Source organism: Streptomyces sp. (assembly GCF_031178505.1).
GTDB lineage: Bacteria > Actinomycetota > Actinomycetes > Streptomycetales > Streptomycetaceae > Streptomyces > Streptomyces gulbargensis.
In genome coordinates, this window is record NZ_JAPSIW010000799.1 from 1 (window position 1) to 3,092 (window position 3,092).

A 3,092-nucleotide genomic window follows, 5' to 3' on the forward strand; every position below is an offset into this window, starting at 1 on the left:
CGCCGGGGCGCAGGGTGAGGGTGCGGGAGATGTGGGCGAGCGTGTCGCCGACGCCGTACACCATCTCGGCGGTGCTGCCGTCCTGGACCACCTCGCCGTTGACGTAGGTGCGTACTCGCAGCCCGTCGCGCAGGTCGCCCACCTCGGCGGCGGGGACGAGGGGGCCCAGCGGGCCGGAGCGGTCGCCGTTCTTGCCGAGGATCCACTGCGAGGTGAGTTTCTGGGCCCGGCGGGAGGTGAGGTCGTTGAACGCCGAGTAGCCGACGACCGCCGCCAGGGCCTGTTGTGGCGAGGCGTCCACGAGGGGGGCGCCGACCCACGCGACGATCTCGCCCTCCCAGTCGAGTCCGTCCTCTCCGGACGGCACGGGCACTTCGGCGCCGTCCACCGTGAGCGACTGGGTCCAGCGGGCGAACAGCGTCGGGTACGGGGGGAGTTCCTGGTCGCGGAAGGACCCCTCGGCCACGTGCTTGAGGTAGTTGAGGCCGATGCAGATCACCCGGGCGCCCGGCAGCACCGGCGGGACCAGTTCCCCCGAGGACACGGCGACGGCCGGCCCGTCGGCCCCGCGGGTGAGGTGGCCGTGCGGATCGGACCAGAACTCCTCCAGCCCGGCCAGCACCGTCACCTCACGTCCGTCGGGTGAGAGGTATCCGACCTCGGTCGCGGTGCCCTGCCTTCGGAATCCGACCACGCGCATGTGCCGTCTCCTGTCGACGAAACCTTCGAAGGCCAACCCCTTCAAAGGTTCGGAGGTTTTATGCTTCCATGGCGACTATGCCTCACATCAACGACGAGGAACAAGGCGGCACCGGCTCACCCGACGGCCTCCGCGGTTCCCGGCACCCGGGGACCGGGCTGCGGACCGGCGGCTCGCGGACCCGGGCGGAGCGGCTGGCCGAGGCGCTCGACGCCCGCATCCGCAGCGGCGGGCTGGCTGCCGGGGACCCGGTCGGCACGCTGGAGTCGCTGCGCGCGGAGACCGGGTACGCCTACTCGACGGTCAGCGAGGCGGTCCGGCTGCTGCGGGACCGAGGGGTGCTGGAGATCCGGCCGGGGCGCGGGGGCGGGCTGTTCGTCGCCGACCGGGGGCCGGTGGTGCGGCTGCGGCACACCCTGCTGGAGGTCCGGGAGGAACCGGCCACTGTCGCGGACGCCATCGAACTGCGCGACCACCTGGAGGTCCTCGTCGACGTCGGGGCCGCCCGCTGCCGCACCGAGGAGGACGTCGCCGGCCTGCGGGCCCGGCTGGAGCACATGCGGGCCGCGGCGGACTGGGACGGTTTCCTGCGGGCCAACTGGGCGCTGCACGAACGCATCGCCCGGATCAGCCCCAACCGGATGGCCGCCGCCGTCTACACCGGGACCCTGGGGCACCTGCACGGCACCACGTCCCGGTTCGCCGACGGCGGCCCCGCGTTCGCCGCCTACCGGGCCGAGCGCCACCGCATCCACGCCGAGCTGGTCGAGGCCATCGCCGCCGGCGACGAGACGGCCGTGCGGGCCGCCGTCGCCCGGCACAACGCCACCGCCTGAGCCAGCACTGCGCTGTGTCACCACCACCGAGCAACGGGAAGGGCCGCCCATGTCGTCCGCCGGCTTCCGCCAGTACCTCTTCGCGCCGGACCATCCGCGCATAGCCGAACTCAAGGGCATGGATCCCTACACCTACCGGGACTTCGCCCGGCGCGAGGGCACCTTCACCGGCGGTCTGATCCAGGGGTGGCGCCCGCTCTACCTCGAGGAGTTCCGGGGCATCACCGAGGACGGCCGGCTGCGCGAGGACACTCACCCCCTCACTCCGGCCCGCCCCGGCGAGGAGGCGCCCGTCGCCGCCATGGCGGCCGCCGCGCGGGACCTGCTGGACGCGCTCGACGACGACGGCCGGCGCCGCCTGCGGTACGCGGTGGACGCACCCGAGTGGCAGACCTGGGCCAACCCGGAGTTCATGCAGTTCGACACGGGCCTGCGCCTGGAGTTCCAGCCCGCGCCGGTGCGCGAGCGGGCGCTCGCCCTCATGGCGGCCTCGCTCAGCCCGGAGGGCTACGAGCTGGCGCACGGCATGATGCTGATCAACGGCTTCCTCGGGGAGGTGGTCGGGCTGCAGTCGCTGCTCAACGAGTTCAGCTACAACTTCGTGCTGTACGGCGAGCCGGACCCGGTGGCCCCCTGGGGCTGGCAGCTCTACGGGCACCACTGCGCCGTCAGCTGCCTGGTCGTGAACGGCCGCATGGTGCTCAGCCCGCTCTTCCTCGGCGCCGAGCCCAACGAGATCGACGAGGGCCCGCACGCCGGCCTGCACGCCTTCACCGGGCACATCCGTGCCGCGACGGCGCTGATGGCGGCCCTCACCCCCGAGCAGCGGCAGGCCGCCACCGTGTACCGGCGGATGGTGGACGACGCGATGCCGCCGGGCCGCGTCCACCCCGGGGACGAGCGGCACCTCGGCGGCGCCTTCCAGGACAACCGGGTCATCCCCGTCGAGGGCGTACGGGTGAGTGAACTCGGCGACGAGGCCAGGGAACTGGTGATGGCGGTCGTCGAGCAGTTCGTGCTGGCGCTGCCCCAGGGGCCGCGGGCGGCGCGGCTGCGCGAGGTACGGGAACGGCTCGACGAGACCTGGTGGTCCTGGATCGGCGGCCACGAACCCGGCGACGTGTTCTACTACCGCGTCCAGTCCCCGGTGCTGATCGCCGAACTCGACCACCACTGCGGCGTCTTCCTCGACTACGACACCCCGCGCCCCTTCCACATCCACACGGTGCTGCGCACCCCGCACGGCAACGACTACGGGCGTTCCTACGTACGCCAGTGGCAGCGGAGCCACGCCTCGTGAGCCGGGACGACGTGCGCGGGGACAGTGTGCTCGGGGACAGCGTGCTGGGGAACGACATGCGCGGGGCGGTGGCCCGGCACGTGATCGCCGGCCTCCTGCACTCCTACACCGCCGCCGCCGACCGCAAGGACGTCCCCGCCGCCGTCGCCCTTCTGGGCGGGGCGCGGGTGCGATTCCCCGTCGGCGGCTTCGACGGGCCCGGGACTGCCGAGGCGTTCTTCACCCGGCTGTGGGCCTCACCGGTGCCGCACCGCCA

4 protein-coding genes are annotated in these 3,092 nt (G+C 73.1%); 3 read left to right on the forward strand and 1 reads right to left on the reverse strand.

The genetic code is table 11. The annotated features are described in order from the left end of the window. On the reverse strand, window positions 1-700 hold a 700-nt coding region (locus RIF68_RS32530), incomplete at its 3' end, for a fumarylacetoacetate hydrolase family protein (protein WP_309054927.1). A gap of 68 nt (window positions 701-768) precedes the next feature. Between RIF68_RS32530 and RIF68_RS32535 the strand changes: the two genes are divergently transcribed. The 3 genes from RIF68_RS32535 to RIF68_RS32545 all read left to right on the forward strand — a co-directional run. Further along, on the forward strand, window positions 769-1,536 hold the full coding sequence (locus RIF68_RS32535; protein WP_309054929.1) for an FCD domain-containing protein: 768 nt from the start codon (window positions 769-771) through the stop codon (window positions 1,534-1,536). A 49-nt stretch (window positions 1,537-1,585) separates the two neighbouring features. Continuing rightward, window positions 1,586-2,836 (forward strand): DUF3500 domain-containing protein, encoded by a 1,251-nt coding sequence (locus RIF68_RS32540; RefSeq protein ID WP_309054931.1) that lies wholly within the window; start codon window positions 1,586-1,588, stop codon window positions 2,834-2,836. Beyond that, a partial coding sequence (locus RIF68_RS32545) for a hypothetical protein (RefSeq protein WP_309054932.1) occupies window positions 2,833-3,092 on the forward strand: 260 nt, incomplete at its 3' end. The genes RIF68_RS32540 and RIF68_RS32545, both read left to right, overlap by 4 nt.